Here is a 13,192-nt window from a genome sequence, read left to right as displayed (position 1 = left end):
GGGAGAGCCGGCCAGGCTCGTCAACCACACTGAACTCGAACGAAGGACAGCAAGACATGGCAAAGCGCAGCAAGGCCTACCTCGAGCAGGCCGCAAAGATCGACCAGGACAACCTCTACTCGCCTCTCGAAGCCGCCAAGTTGGCCAAGGAGACCGCGTCGAGCAAGTTCGACCCCACCGTCGAGGTTGCAGTGCGACTCGGCGTCGATCCCCGCAAGGCGGATCAGATGGTGCGCGGCACCGTCAACCTTCCCCACGGCACCGGCAAGACCGCTCGGGTTATTGTTTTCGCCGCTGGTGAGAAGGCTGCAGAGGCCGAGGCAGCAGGAGCCGACGTCGTCGGAGCAGAAGATCTGATCGAGCGCATCCAGGGCGGATTCCTGGACTTCGACGCCGCGATCGCCACCCCCGATCAGATGGCCAAGGTCGGCCGCATCGCCCGTGTCCTCGGACCGCGTGGCCTGATGCCGAACCCGAAGACGGGCACGGTCACCAACGATGTGACCAAGGCCGTCAACGACATCAAGGGCGGCAAGATCAACTTCCGCGTCGACAAGCAGGCCAACCTGCACTTCGTCATCGGTAAGGCCTCGTTCGACGAGACCAAGCTGGTGGAGAACTACGGCGCTGCGCTGGACGAGATCCTGCGTGCGAAGCCGTCGTCGGCCAAGGGTCGTTACGTCAAGAAGGTCACCGTCTCGACCACCACCGGACCCGGCGTCCAGGTCGATCCGAACCGCACGCGCAACCTCCTCGAGGACGACGCGAACGCGTAATTTCGTAACTGCGAACGAAGGCCGGTCTCCCCAGGGAGGCCGGCCTTCGTCGTAGGGTCTTGCCGAGGATCTAGGCCGCGTTCGCGCGAGCGAAGTTGGCCAGGACGATGCCGCTGATGCGGTCGAGCAACGCGGCGGGTAGGTCGTGGGCCATGCCGTCGATCAGCGTCAGCTCGGCACCGGGAACGGCGCGGGCGATGGCCTTGCCGCACGAGGGTCGGACCAGTCTGTCGGCGGTCCCGTGAATGACGGTGGTCGGCGCGGTGATCTTCTTCGCGTACGGCCGCAGGCTGCCGGTGCCGGTGATCGCAGCCATCTGCCGCACGACGCCCGAGGGGTTGTAGTTCCGCTCGTACATCACCTGCGCAATCTCCAGTTGTTCCTCGAGCGGAGTGCGGAAGCCGGGAGAGCCGATGGTGGACAACGTCTTTGCCGAATGCGCGATGATTTCCTCTTTCGTGGCGTCCTTCCCGACGCCACCGAGCAGGGGCAGCAGGGCGCGTGGGTCCGGCGGAGGTAGGAACGGCTCGTTGGTGCTCGAGAAGAGAATGCCCACCGATTCGGTTCGTTCGGGGTAACTACCGGCGAAGACTTGAGTGATCATGCCGCCCATCGATGCACCGACGACGTGCACGGTGTCGACCCCGAGGTGATCGAGTACTCCTACGGCGTCGGCGGCCATGTCGACGATCGTGTAGGGCACGTCGGAAGACATCCCGAGCTCGTGTCGGATCATCCGGAGGATCTGGGATCCCCGCACCTTCTGCCCGGTCATCTTCGTGGACAATCCGATGTCGCGGTTGTCGATGCGGATCACTCGGTATCCCGCATCGACGAGGCGGGTACAGAAATCCATGGGCCACAACGTCAATTGCGCGGACAGGCCCATGATCAGCAGGACCGCAGGGTCATCGACCGAACCCATGTCCTCGTACGCGATCTCGACGGAGTTCGCCGGCGCGATGCCTTGTTCGATTCTCATGGTGTCGTTCCTACCAGCCCGGCTCACCGAGTATGGGCACCACCAGGTAGCTCGGGCTTTCCGGGTCGATGCTGATGTCCTGTTTGCGTAGTCGAGTGCGCAGTAGGTCCGGCAAGATCGGGATGAACCGTGTTGTGTCGGTGGCGAATACGTCGACCCGGAGTCGGTGGCCAGTGGCGATGACGGCCTCGGTGGTGAGAATGTCGATATCGAGAACGATGGGTTCGCCGATGGGTACCGGAAGCAGCGCCGCTTCGGTGAGCGGGTGGTAGGGCCGGGTGTAGTCGCCGTTCGGCGCGAACAAGGAACGTTCGTCGTCCACGGCTCGACGCGAGGCCAGAAGAGCGCCGTTGCTGAGCACCGTCGAGGTTCCGTCGGGAGCGACGTCGCAGATCATGATGGCCCACAACGCTTCCCGTGCGTGGCAGATCACCCGAAGATGCAGATTCATCGGACCGGACAGGACGGCGTCCGACTCGGCAGCATCGGTGGTGAAGGTGACTGCGGCGCCCTCGGCGAATCGGTTGTCGTAGGTGAATCCACCACCGAACACGGCCGTCACCCCGGCCAGCACCTGCGTGGTGTCACGCGAGACGACGGCCCGCAACGAGGGCCGCACCGTCAGGACGTCGCGGGCTGTGGCAGGTTCGGTGGTGAGGCTGCCGTCGGCGACGGCATGGGCCGCGGTGCCCGAGGACGCTGCCGACAGGTACAGCCTTCGTGGCTGGGCCCGAGGTGCCGGAAAGCGGCCGTGCGCAGTCCAATTCCCGCCCTGTTGCCGCAGTGTGACGGGACCGTAGTTCTCTATTCCGTTGTCGACGTCGCGCAGCCACTTGTCGAACCAGGCCCGCTCGAGTACGTCGAGGCGCGGTGGAAATCCTGGTTCGCCGAATCCGATACCGGGGTTGCCGTGGTAGCCGTCGCCGACGAGCAACTGCTTCGATCCACGTTCGAGGGGGAGCCGGTTGTAGATGTCGGGAGCGGATCCGCCGAAGATGTCGTGCCAGCACCCGTACAGAAAGGTCGGTACCGCGATGTCCTCGATGACGGCGTCGATGGTGTCGTAGTACTCGTTGTCGTAGATTCGCGGATCTCGGCCTGTGACAAAGCCTTTGGCCAGATCGAGCAAATTGGTGGCGGGGGATCGCACGCGATCGCGGAGCCAGGTGAACGTATCGACTCCGCCGACGGCCGGTGCCCACTTCAACCCGTTGACGGCGGCGAGCCACAGCGGGATGAACGCCGATGTCGCGCCTCCGGTCGCGAAGATTTCGCGGACGATGTCCACCGAGCCCTCGACGGCGAAGATGGCGTCGAGCCCGGCGGGTTGCTTGGCCGCGGCCTGCAGCGAATTGATCGCGGAATACGAAATTCCGGCCATTCCCACCCTGCCGTTGCACCAGTACTGGCGTCGGGCCCACTCGATCACCTCGAGCGAATCGAGTTGTTCCCTGGGTCCCAGCACATCCCAGGTGCCCGAGGAACTACCGGTGCCGCGGACGTCGACGATCATCTGTACGTACCCACTGCGCACGAGGTGACGGTTCACCGAGAAAAGGTCCGCCGCCCCGCCTGCCACCACACGGGTGATTTCGGTGATGCCGTCGAATGCCGTTCCGGTGAGATCGAAGGCGGCCGAGAAGGCTCTGACAGCACGGCCGAGAACCGGCGTTTCGAGGATCGTGTCGATCCCCTTGATGAGCAGTTTGTTGTAGGGCGTGAGATTGAGGACGGTGGGAAAACTGCCCTCCACCGCGTGACCCGCTGCGTCCGCGGGGCGGATGACGTACGCGCGCAGCGCCGTGCCGTCGCTCATCGGGATACGAACGTTCGCCGAGACGGAGACCCTCGGAAAGCGCGGTTGTTCGCGCACGATTTCCGCCCACGCCGCTGCTGCGTCGCCGCCGCTGGGATCGCGTACGGGTTGCAGGAGGGGGTGGGGCTGCACGGCAGTCATGAACGTCGACTAGACCGTCGAACGACCCTGTTTGTCCCGAGGTGTCAACTTCAGAAGACGGCTGCACTCTTTGCAGGCGTTTCGAGGGTGAGTGCACGTGTCTTCTGACATTCTGATGTCAGAAGTGCGGTGCACGGTCGCACGTTCGGCTCTCGGTGACAGGGAGGCTTGTGGTGGACCCCGACAAGCTCGACGTCGTGGAGACCGGTGTGCTGACAGCGTCGGGGGAGCGGTGGTCCCAGGCCGAGGCCCGTTTCGCTGTCCTGGCTCCCTTGCTGGAGATGCATTCGGTGCGTTCGGAAGCGGTCGACGATGCCGCGCAACGGTTGGGATTGTCCAGGCGGCAGGTCTACACGTTGGTCGGCAGGCTCAGGAACGGGACGGGGACAGTCACCGATCTTCTGACGAAGGTCTCGTCGGGAGGGCGTGGCCGCAGCCGAGTAGCGGCTGAGGTCGAGGAAGTGATCGGCGATCATCTCACCCGCTATTTTCTTCACCGCCAGAAGCTGAGTGTCGCTGCGCTGCACCGACGTATAGCACTGGCGTGTCATCGCGCGGGTTTGCCGGTGCCGGCCAGAAATACCGTCACTGCGCGTATCGCCGCGCTCCCTCCGGCATCGGTGGCCAGGTCAGGCGGAGGACCCGATGCCGCCCGCCCACGTCAGTCCGCCGGCGACGTTCCACCGACGGTTTCGGGGATTCTCGATCAGGTCCAGATCGACCACACCGTCGTCGATCTGATGGTCGTTGATGAGTAAGAGCGGTAACCGATCGGCCGCCCCTACCTGACGATCGCCATCGATGTCTTCAGCCGTTCCGTACTCGGGTTCGTCGTCACTCTGGAGCCGCCGTCGTCGATATCGGTCGGGTTGTGCCTGGGCCGCGTGTGCTGCGGGAAGCAGACGTGGCTGGAGGCATGCGAGCTGGCGGAGCAGGTGCAGTGGCCGATGGCAGGGAAGCCGAAACAGTTGTATCTCGACAACGCCTCCGAGTTCAAAAGCGAAGCGCTGCGCCGCGGATGCGCCCAGCACGCCATCACCCTCGAGTACCGTCCTCCGGGTCGACCGCACTACGGCGGGATCGTCGAACGCATCATCGGAACGGCGATGACGGCGGTGCACGAGCTGCCTGGGACCACCTTCTCGAACCCAGCGGACCGAGGAAGTTACGACTCGGACAAGCACGCGGCGTTGACATTGCGTGAGTTGGAGCGCTGGCTGGTCCTGGCCATAGCCTCGTATCACGCGAGCGTTCACGCAGGGATCGGGAACACTCCGGCCGCCGTGTGGGCCGGTGGGGTCGCCGCAGTTGGTCATGCCCCTCGTGTGGTGCTCGGCGAAACCGCGTTCCTGGTGGACTTTCTTCCCGTCATCCGGCGACGTCTGACGCGCACGGGCTTCGTTCTCGATCACGTGCACTACTTCTCGAACGCGCTCAAACCGTGGGTTGCGCGGCGAGAGGATTTGGGGCGGTTCGTGATACGACGTGACCCACGCGATTTGAGCAGAATCTGGGTCCTCGAACCAGACGGTGCCGGCTATGTCGAGGTGCCGTACCGGACGATGTCACATCCCGCGGTGACACTGTGGGAGCACAGAGCTGCTATCACTCGTCTCCGCGAACAAGGTCGGTCGAACGTCGATGAGAGCGCACTGTTTTCGATGATCGAGCAGATGCGCGAGGTCACCGACCGCTCGCAGAAAGCCACCCGCAAAGCCCGGCGCAACCGTGCCCGCCGCACGCATCTCACCGGCGCCGCGTCTGCACCGATCCCCGCGATCCACCCGCCGGTGGAGCCTCGAGCGGACGGCGGCACCGCAACGCCTGTCTTCAGCGACATCGAGGAATGGTGACGCGATGACCGCATCGACAGGAAGCAGCGACGAACCCACCGAGTCGTCCAGCGAGGATTTGGGGCACCTTCGGGAGTCGGTTCGACCGCTCACCGCACTCGACGACGCGGACCGGATCCGGTCGATCCGGTCGGAGAGGTGGATCGGGCATCCGCAGGCCCGTACGGTCATCGACCATCTGGAGTCGTTGCTGTCGTGGCCGGACCGACAGCGTATGCCGAACCTACTGTTGCTCGGTCCGACGAACAACGGCAAGTCGATGATCATCGAAAAGTTCCGGCGCACTCATCCGCCGATCAGCTTGTCCGACCGCGAGCAGATACCGGTGTTGTGCATGCAGATGCCCCCGGACCCGTCACCCGGCCGGTTCTACCTCGCACTGCTCACAGCGTTGGGAACACCGACCAGGCCCCGCAATCGGGTCCACGAACTCGAACAGCAAGCATTGATGCTGCTCCGCGCCACCGGCGTACGGATGTTGATCATCGACGAGCTTCACAATGTTCTCGCCGGCCGCGACAACGTCCGCCGCGAATTCTTGAACGTGCTGCGGTTCCTGGGCAACGAACTACGCATTCCTCTTGTCGCTGTCGGAACCCGCGACGCCTACCTCGCCATCCGGACCGATCCCCAGTTGGAGAACCGATTCCATCCCATGACTTTGCCGGTCTGGACCAACACTGCCGACACCAGATCACTGCTGGCCAGCTTCAGCACGAGCTTCCCCCTCCGCAAACCCTCGCACCTGACATCACCGGAGATGACCGACTACCTCCTTACTCGCTCCGAGGGCACCATCGGTGAACTGACAACGCTGCTCACTGCCGCCGCAGTGACCGCCGTCGACAGCGGAGAGGAAGCGATCACCTCATCGGTGCTCACACGCACTCCGTACGTCGGTCCCACGGAGCGACGCCGCCAGTTCGAGCGCCACCTCGCGTGAACGCGCGGCTCGCTGCGATGCCCGATGATGCGTACGTTCGCCCGTGGCCGCTGCACCCGCAGCCACTGCCAGGTGAGGTCCTCTCGTCCTGGTTGGCCCGGATATGCGAGCTGTATCCGCACATCAAGCCTTCTGACCCTGCTAGCAGACCTCGATATCGATTGTGCTGTCGAGGATCTCGACCGCTACACACCGGAGCCGATACTTATCGAGCTGGCCGGTCGCGGCGCGGTCCCGGTGGAGAGGGTGCGGATGATGACGTTGGCGGGGTGGACACCGTGGCTGCTCGACAGCACCGACCCCGCCGACTGCGACTTCGACACCTACGTCCACCAATTCTCGATCCTGCTACCGGCCGACCTCGCGAGGGAGGATCGACGACGCCGCACACCCACGAGCGAAGCATGGTTGCCGTGGGCGAGCACTCCGCGCAGTCGGGCATGCCCGGCATGTATCGACAGCCTCGAATCCACTGCTGATATGAACATGACTCTGCTGCATCAATATCCGGTGCTGAGCAGCTGCCTCGACCACCGTTGTCGACTCGAACCCTGCTCTGCTTTGCCTGGTCATGCGATTTTCTGGGATCAGGTCCGGTTCGGTTCGGACGAACGGGTCTCGCCCGTTCCGGTTCCCTCAGCGGTCACGGACCTCGATCGGCGCAGTACCGAGGCTCTGACGACGGGATGGGTGGAGCTCGGCCCGGGCCGGGTACATGCCGCTGTGTGGTTCCGGCTTCTGCGCACCGTCGTCGACGAAGTGTCCTCGCCGCTGGTTCGCACCGGACGGTGGGCGACGAGGCTCGTTGCGATCTGGAGGGCCGCCGGTCGTTCTCGCCCGTTGCGGACAGCGTGGGTTCCGTTCGAGGACCTGCACTGGGACGAGCAGGCGAAAGTTCTCGAGGCTGCAGCGATCGGCATTGCGATGGTCGAGAGCGGTGAGATCGATGCCGGCGGTGCGCACGCATCTCTGCTGCGCCCACGACCCTACGAGCCGGTCGATCCCGGGACAGCTCCGACGCGCTCGTCTTATCCCGCACCCGAGGGCGATCTGTGGGCTGACGCGCACGCTGCGGCCGAGGCCGCCATCGCGGCGGCGCGCGTCGATCCTGCATCCGCCAGTTCGTTGTACAACTTCCTGCGCTGGGGGTGGTGCCGCACCGCGGCGGAGCTGGATGAGACGGTGCAACTGTTCCTCGACCACGGGATCCCGCTGCGCCATCCGCCGACGTAGTTCTCGCCCGATGGAGGGGGGTCGTCCGCGATGCACGCGCGGCGACAGCCGAGAAGCGCCGTTTTCGCGGCGGGGTCATAGTCACCAACGTTATTTGTGCGGTGACCGACGAGAATTTTCCTTCCCGCACCGTAGACCCGCAAACCGCCAGCTGAGCGTGGTTTCGAATCCAGAAATGTGTCGGAGCTGCCCGATACAGTCCACCCCATGACAGAACGCCAGCCAGCAGCCGGCTCGAACGCTGTCCCAGCTGTCGTGTCGGGTGGCGCTGCGGTGTTTCCGGACCTGACACCCGAGGTTGCCGCTCGGATCGAGCGGTCGATGGCTGCATCGCGGTCCGCCGGTACCCGCCGGGCTTACAGCTCGGCGTGGCGACGCTTCGAAACCTGGTGCATCGTCCTCGGGCACCAGGCTTTGCCGGCGCATCCCGCAACGGTGGCGGCGTACCTCGTCGGCGCCGCCGACACGCTCACCGTCGACGGGACGCGGGCGTATGCGCCGTCGACGTTCGACAAATGGATCGCGGCGGTCGCGGACCGCCACCGCGCTACTGGACACGACAACCCGTGCGGGCACGAGATGGTCCGCGCCACCCTCTCGGGTATCCGGCGGGATTACGCGTCTGCGGGGGAGCGGCCCCGCAGACCCCGTGCCCCGCTCCTCACCGCTGACATCACTACGATCGTCGACCACGCCCGACGCACTGCAGCGGGCTGGGCGTCGGAGGTCCTCGAACGCCGCGACACCGCGCTACTGCTGATGGGCTACACCGGCGCATTCCGCCGCAGCGAACTCGTAGCGCTCGAATGCCGCGATGTCCACCGCGACCGCCTCGATGGTGCGCATGTACGTATCCGGAAGTCGAAGACCGACCAGGACGGCACCGGAACCGTGAAAGCACTCCCGTTCACCGCCCGCCACGAGTCATGCCCGGTCTGCGCGTGGGTGCGATGGCTGCAGATCGTCGCAGCGTTCGACACCGGCGGCAGAGTTGCCGTCATCCGAATACTCTCCCGCGCAGTGGAATTCGACTCCCATATTTGTCGCGGCACCCTTCCTGTGGTCGAGAAACGGTCCCCTCTGTTTCGGTCCGTCCGCAAGAACGGCAACCTCTCCGACACAGCCCTGTCCGGAGCCGCGGTGCACGCGGCGATCCGCCGCCGCGCTACTCGAGCTGGATACGACCCCGTCACCGTCGCTCAGCTCGGCGGGCATTCCCTCCGTTCCGGCTTCGTCATGCAAGCCTTCCGCAACGGAGCTGACGCGCACGCCATCATGCGCCAAACCGGGCACACCACACCCGCAATGGTCGAAACATACGCTCACGAGAATGCGCCACTGATCGGCAACGCCGTCACCGAGCTCGGCTTATGACCAGGCACCCGACCGAGCCAGTGACCGGCGACGGGACGACCGGGGCAGATGCTGACCACGACGACCGCCCTTGTCCGATACGACCAGCGGACATCACGAACACGTCGATACCGAGGCGGGATCGGCACACGTGGTCACTGTTCGAGGACTGGTGCACCGCCCATGGCGAACCCTCACTGGCGGCCTCTCCGGAGTCGCTTGCTCGGTTTCTTCACGCGCACCCCGCCGCGCCGACGACCCAACGCCGTCGGATCGCGGTGATCGACATCGCTCATCATCGGCATCTATTACCTCCTCCGGGGTGTGCTGAGATCGTTCGGGCTGCGCTGGACGTGGCGCGTACGTCGCGCCTGCAAGAGGTGGCAGCCGTGATCGGCGGAATCATCGCGCGGCTTCCCGAATACGGTTGGCCGTCAGCGTTGTTCGCACGCAGAGACGTACTGATCCTCACGCTCGCTACGACAGGTCTGCCGTACACGCAGATCGCGGCCCTGCGGGCATGCGATGTCACCGCCGATGCCTGTCTCGACGCCCTTCGCGTCGAGGCAGGCCGCGGCGTCCGCACTGTCACTTCCCTCGCGCTGGCGGGGACGGGCATTTCTCCGCGCACGGTGTACCAGCGCTGGTGTGAGGTACTCGGCCATCGGACCCGGTATCCGAGCACCCGAATGCTCGCCGACGCTCTCGATGCCGTGGACGGCACCGGGCTCGGCGGATACGACCGGTATTTCGACCCGGCCGGGAAACAGCCGCTGTCGATTCCTATCGACCGGTGGGGCCACACCCCGTTGGCTGCGACCCCGCTGACCGCCCGTGCGGTCGCGGGCATCGTGCGAATGCACCTGGACGGACGGGCACCCACCCACCTGCAGCCCACTGCGCGGTCACAACATCCGGAGCAGATCGCGGCACCGGATCCAGTACCGCGGGTCCTGCTCGACCCCGGCTACTACGAACGCGGAACGCTTGCGCGTAGACACGCCCACGGTCTTCTCGACGGCGTGGACTCCGTCCTCGCCGATGTCGAAACCCGCGCGGACAGCCTGTTGGAAGCACTCGTCGACTTTCTCGAATCGGAGACCGCACGCGTACCGGCCGACACCGTCGAGTGACAAGTGGTTCGTACTCGGGTCTGCACACACTCTTCTTCTCACGGCAGGGAGGCGGTGACGTCTCCGAAATCTCCGAGACGAAGATCGACCAGGCCGCGAACGAACGATGCATCGATCTGACCCCGTCTGTGTGGTCTACGTCGAATCCGGGTCGTCCGAGAGTCGTGGGTTTCGGAAATCTCTCGGAGAGCGCCCGGTCCAGCGTTTGAAGGCATGAGAGAAGTTGGCGAGGTCGCTGTATCCGAGTTCAGAAGCGATCTCGCTGACCGAAACCGAGCGATCGAGGAGCCGTAGCATCGCGCGTTCGTACAGCAGCGATTGGCGCACCTTTCTGTAGGTGGTTCCTTCTTCGGCAAGCCGCCGTTTCAACGTGCTGCTGGACATCGACAATGCTTGTGCAACATCATGGTTGGTTCGCTGTCCGAGGTCCTTTTCCAACAGTTGCCTCACCTTCTCGGCGGATGACATGGACCCACTCCGATGGGCGAGTGTCCGCTGCAGATCAGCGATAGCGAGACGATATGCGAGAGGGTCCGAGAACCGACAAGCCTTGTTTAGTGTGTCCTCGGGTACGTGGACGAAGGAAATCGGAGCGTCGAAGAACCGGCGATTCGCCGGACCTTTGTCGTGGCTCACCTCGGTCGGCTCCGGCCAGCTCAGATGGAGTGTCACCGGCGATATGTCACCGGCGAGCATGTCCAGCAGTCGTAACAACGCCGACCCGCCGTAGGTGATGACCAAGCAGTCCAGTGCGGAATCGCCTGTGTGCGCAGTGAGCCCGACGATCAGACCGTAGTCGCCAGTGTGGAACTGCGATTTCAACGCCGTGGAGATCAATGGCAGGTATGTCAGGAGATCGACGATCTCGGCGACCGAACCAGCGCTGATCAAAGGTGAACTCAGGGGCCCGAACGATGTCAACTGGGCCTGCTCGGCAAACGCAAATCCGAGTCGAGTGGCCTGGGCGATATCGAGTTCGGGATAGACCTCCCGAAACCACCGTATCGGCGCCTGGACGTCATGCTGAATGAGCGTCGCTTCACTGGTTCCTTCGCGGTGCATGATCGCGCGAAGGCGCGCGGCGGCGTCAGGGTCGAGTGCGCGGCGTTCGAGCAGCTGCACGAACGCAAGCGGTGGCACGCCCTCATCGCTCAGCTTCACGGTGATTCCTTTGACCCGAATTCACAAGTTTATGACTCCACCGAACATAGCCGTCACCCGCGTTTGCGACGACACTTTCGTCAATCACGCCGGAAAACGAGGTGGTGGCAAGCTGGACGGATTCTTGTCCGGAAGTTCGTTTGTCTTGAGAATGGGAATATTGCGTGACACCGACGCTAGCGGCGCTACACCGACGCTAGCGGCGCTACACCGCTGTCGCTACGGTCGACCGAATCGAGTCGTCTTGCTCAACTCTGGATTGGCTTGAAAATCTTGGAACCCCTCGATGTACGGAGCGAGTAGGTCTGCGATATCGGTGGCGGTCTGGGCTGCGTCAGTCGGGGGCCGTGAGACATACGCCAAGGCCATCTGAACGATGGACGTGCTCAGGATATCGGCTTGGCGTTTCGGGGCTTGCACCCAGCATCGCTGAAATGTGGCAGAGAGGTGATCTGCGGCTCGCTCGACAAGCTGGGTGCTGTGAACAGTAATGAGCCGCAGGAGGTCTGCGGATGCGTCTTCTTCTCGTAGCGATCTGACCAATGGGTCACGTTCGGAGACGGCGAAAAACGCAGCCAAACCTCGGCCGAGCGCCAATCTGATATCACCAACGCAAGTGTAGAGTCCATCGTCCACCACACTGACCAGCTGATCGGTCAGTCGTATCGCGTAGCTCTCCGCCACACCGCGCCGGGACCCGAACTCGTTATAGATGGTCTGTCGAGACAAACCGGCTTCCTTCGCGACCTCGGACATGGTCACGGACTTCCAGCTCTGCCGCAGCAGGAGAGCGCTCAATGCGTCTAACGCGGTCGCACGAAGGAGAGTGCTTGCCGCTGTCCGGTAGCCACCATCAGGGCGCGCAGTGTGGACGGAACTCATGAATAGAAGTCTAGGCGCGTTCGGACATTGGTGGTGGGGGATGATGTCGCTGTCGCCAGCGCGTCGATGCTGCCAGAGATGCGACCAGTGGCGTTATCGGCGGGCGAACGAACCAGGCGCAGCGGTGAGCCGAACACCTACGAAGAACTCATCTGTTCTTTCGGTAGGTTTCCCGAGCGGCGTACAGCGAACGCAGAGCATGCAACTCGGCACAACTGCCGGCGTGTGGCGTCAGAAAAGCTCTCCATTGCAGAGGTCGGCTACGCACACCCCTCGTCTGCGTAGCTCGACCTACATCTGGCTGGTTTTCACGTCGCGAATATTTCGGCGTTCGATCAGACTCGCGCACCCATGGTAAGTCAACGAAATCCACGCGGGTGCCAACATGAACAGTAGGAGCGGTGTCAATGTGAAGAATACAAAATCCAGCACGATACCTCGATTTCCACTGCATTCATGGAGGCCTGAAGAAGCCGTCGTCGTGGTGTCGATCGTACTGGATCGGCACCGTTCTGTGATATGTCCAAGTTGGCCAAAGTCGCAAGGAGTCCTTGTTCTTTATGCACAACTCATCCTTCCCTCTTTGACACATGAGGAATGGCTATCGTACAACTAGGTCGTATCGAGTTCGCTCCCGTACTTAAAGGAATCAACCTTGAATCGAGCATTGGACCGTCTCGCAGTTCGTGGTCGGGTGCTGGTCACACCCTGCCAGGGGGAGCCCGAACTGTGGGACTACGAATCCGATCCACCCTACGAGACGGTTGCTCAGCGAGCTGCGCGTCATAAAACTGCAGCGGACTCTTGCATGAAATGTCATATACTGACCGACTGCGAGCAGTATCTTGCTACTGATCCTTCGCCAGTCGGAGTGTGGGCCGGTCGAATCTTGGAGACGTCCGAAGGATCTGTCGAATCA

9 protein-coding genes and 1 pseudogene are annotated in these 13,192 nt (G+C 63.4%); 6 read left to right on the top strand and 4 right to left on the bottom strand.

The features are described from left to right. Nucleotides 1-56: 56 nt before the first annotated feature. Nucleotides 57-776, top strand: coding sequence for a 50S ribosomal protein L1 (rplA, locus tag K414_RS0124180; RefSeq protein WP_027498276.1), 720 nt, complete (start codon nt 57-59; stop codon nt 774-776). A gap of 70 nt (nt 777-846) precedes the next feature. On the opposite strand, the gene K414_RS0124175 is transcribed toward rplA, so the two are convergent. Both K414_RS0124175 and K414_RS0124170 read right to left on the bottom strand, forming a co-directional pair. Continuing rightward, nucleotides 847-1,758 carry an alpha/beta fold hydrolase gene (locus K414_RS0124175; protein ID WP_032399437.1) on the bottom strand — a complete coding sequence of 304 codons (912 nt, stop codon included), beginning with the start codon at nt 1,756-1,758 and terminating at the stop codon, nt 847-849. 10 nt (nt 1,759-1,768) lie between these two features. Beyond that, nucleotides 1,769-3,715: a CocE/NonD family hydrolase gene (locus tag K414_RS0124170; protein ID WP_027498274.1), complete on the bottom strand. Its 1,947-nt coding sequence runs from the start codon at nt 3,713-3,715 to the stop codon at nt 1,769-1,771. 209 nt (nt 3,716-3,924) lie between these two features. On the opposite strand from K414_RS0124170, the pseudogene K414_RS29825 reads away from it, so the two are divergent. The 5 genes and pseudogenes from K414_RS29825 (at nt 3,925) to K414_RS0124145 (ending at nt 10,230) form a co-directional block, all read left to right on the top strand. Continuing rightward, a pseudogene (locus K414_RS29825) lies at nt 3,925-5,568 on the top strand (Mu transposase C-terminal domain-containing protein). A gap of 4 nt (nt 5,569-5,572) precedes the next feature. Next, nucleotides 5,573-6,511: a TniB family NTP-binding protein gene (locus K414_RS0124160; protein WP_027498273.1), complete on the top strand. Its 939-nt coding sequence runs from the start codon at nt 5,573-5,575 to the stop codon at nt 6,509-6,511. Nucleotides 6,512-6,535: 24 nt separating this feature from the next. Beyond that, nucleotides 6,536-7,744, top strand: coding sequence for a TniQ family protein (locus tag K414_RS27890; RefSeq protein ID WP_343294193.1), 1,209 nt, complete (start codon nt 6,536-6,538; stop codon nt 7,742-7,744). Between the two features lie 207 nt (nt 7,745-7,951). Further along, nucleotides 7,952-9,118, top strand: coding sequence for a site-specific integrase (locus K414_RS0124150; protein ID WP_027498272.1), 1,167 nt, complete (start codon nt 7,952-7,954; stop codon nt 9,116-9,118). 368 nt (nt 9,119-9,486) lie between these two features. After that, nucleotides 9,487-10,230 (top strand): recombinase, encoded by a 744-nt coding sequence (locus K414_RS0124145; RefSeq protein ID WP_228139277.1) that lies wholly within the window; start codon nt 9,487-9,489, stop codon nt 10,228-10,230. Between the two features lie 135 nt (nt 10,231-10,365). Here K414_RS0124145 and K414_RS0124140 read toward each other — a convergent pair whose 3' ends face one another. After that, nucleotides 10,366-11,391: an AraC family transcriptional regulator gene (locus K414_RS0124140; RefSeq protein ID WP_027498270.1), complete on the bottom strand. Its 1,026-nt coding sequence runs from the start codon at nt 11,389-11,391 to the stop codon at nt 10,366-10,368. A 219-nt stretch (nt 11,392-11,610) separates the two neighbouring features. Continuing rightward, nucleotides 11,611-12,273, bottom strand: a complete 663-nt coding sequence (locus tag K414_RS27885) for a TetR family transcriptional regulator (protein WP_045840684.1) — start codon at nt 12,271-12,273, stop codon at nt 11,611-11,613. Nucleotides 12,274-13,192: the final 919 nt, after the last annotated feature.

This window comes from Rhodococcus sp. JG-3 (assembly GCF_000482405.1).
Lineage (GTDB): Bacteria > Actinomycetota > Actinomycetes > Mycobacteriales > Mycobacteriaceae > Rhodococcoides > Rhodococcoides fascians.
Note: the sequence above shows the minus strand (reverse complement) of the source record. Positions and strands in the feature narration are given on the sequence as shown.

What these genes read in the sequence shown, in the direction of transcription:
- rplA (WP_027498276.1), top strand. Translation starts at nt 57, where the DNA reads ATGGCAAAGCGCAGCAAGGCCTACCTCGAGCAGGCCGCAAAGATCGAC.
- K414_RS0124175 (WP_032399437.1), bottom strand. Translation starts at nt 1,758, where the DNA reads ATGAGAATCGAACAAGGCATCGCGCCGGCGAACTCCGTCGAGATCGCG.
- K414_RS0124170 (WP_027498274.1), bottom strand. Translation starts at nt 3,715, where the DNA reads ATGACTGCCGTGCAGCCCCACCCCCTCCTGCAACCCGTACGCGATCCC.
- K414_RS0124160 (WP_027498273.1), top strand. Translation starts at nt 5,573, where the DNA reads ATGACCGCATCGACAGGAAGCAGCGACGAACCCACCGAGTCGTCCAGC.
- K414_RS27890 (WP_343294193.1), top strand. Translation starts at nt 6,536, where the DNA reads ATGATGCGTACGTTCGCCCGTGGCCGCTGCACCCGCAGCCACTGCCAG.
- K414_RS0124150 (WP_027498272.1), top strand. Translation starts at nt 7,952, where the DNA reads ATGACAGAACGCCAGCCAGCAGCCGGCTCGAACGCTGTCCCAGCTGTC.
- K414_RS27885 (WP_045840684.1), bottom strand. Translation starts at nt 12,273, where the DNA reads ATGAGTTCCGTCCACACTGCGCGCCCTGATGGTGGCTACCGGACAGCG.